Annotated in this window: 2 protein-coding genes; one reads left to right on the top strand and one right to left on the bottom strand. The window is 52.4% G+C overall.

Translation table 11 applies throughout. The annotated features are described in order from the left end of the window. Nucleotides 1-396: hypothetical protein (locus ABYP33_RS19655; RefSeq protein WP_373093093.1), on the top strand; the 396-nt coding region annotated here is incomplete at its 5' end. A 74-nt stretch (nt 397-470) separates the two neighbouring features. On the opposite strand, the gene ABYP33_RS19650 is transcribed toward ABYP33_RS19655, so the two are convergent. Then, on the bottom strand, nt 471-1,002 hold a 532-nt coding region (locus tag ABYP33_RS19650; protein WP_373093092.1), incomplete at its 5' end, for a helix-turn-helix domain-containing protein.

Here is a 1,002-nt window from a genome sequence, read left to right as displayed (position 1 = left end):
GGGCGGTGGAATTTTCAAATGCGAGCGCCAATGCCGCTTGTGGTGGCTTCTACAGAAGTGGGGCTACCTCCATTCTTCACCTCCGCGATCGCCTGCAGCCACGAGACAGGCTTTGTCGGCGAACATGAGGGTCATCTCTTTAGTGACTGTGTCGCGCTTTCCGGTGTGCTCGCGGATCGCTTTGTCTCCCGGAAAGCGTGTTGGCAACGCGGTAAGCACGTAGACAACCTTTTGGGGCAGGCCCCGGGGATTAAACGGAAAGGGTTTGAAGCACTGGTGTTTCGCATGCAGCAGGGGCTGGAAGCGCCTTCATGGGTGCTTGAAAAACTGGTTGCCAGGACGAATCAAATTTACGCAATTCGACTACAAGCGCACGCTTGGTCAATTTTTATGTAATTGAACAGAAGGGCGTGGCGCAAGATTGCTCATGAAGACTTACAGTGTAAGCGTACAGCACGCTCCGATAATTGTTATAGGCCATTGGCGACGTCACTCTGTCGCTGGTGGCGGTAAGCCTTCGGACTGCAGCCAATATGTTGGCGAAAGGTACGGGAAAAGTAGGTCGGATCGCTGAATCCCAGTTTCGCTCCTATAGTGGCAATAGCTTGATCGCTGCTGCGAAGCAGGTGAGCAGCCTGAATCAGTCGCCGTTCGTTGCGCCAGCTAAATACGCTTAAACCGGTGTGTTCTTTGAAGAGTGCGGCGAGCCGTGAGGGAGACATATGTACGGCAGAGGCGACCTGCTCCAGAGTAAAAGCCTCACTCAGATGTTCTTCAACGAAGCGTTTCGCCTTGTCGATGCGGTTATCGCCTACCCGGTGATGGCTTTGTGAAAAATAGCTGCTGCAGCGCAGTATAAACTGCAATAAGAGATTAGCTTCCAGATCATGCATTACGGCTGAGGGATGCAAACTGTTGTCGACCAGATCTTCAAGCACCCGCCTAATTTTTTTTCGCTCGGATTTGGGAACTTTCACATAACCTACGTGCGGAGCTGGGGTT

It is taken from the genome of Zhongshania sp., from assembly GCF_041584495.1.
GTDB lineage: Bacteria > Pseudomonadota > Gammaproteobacteria > Pseudomonadales > Spongiibacteraceae > Spongiibacter.
The sequence above is the reverse complement of the archived record's forward strand: the minus strand, read 5'-3'. Positions and strand labels throughout refer to the sequence as shown.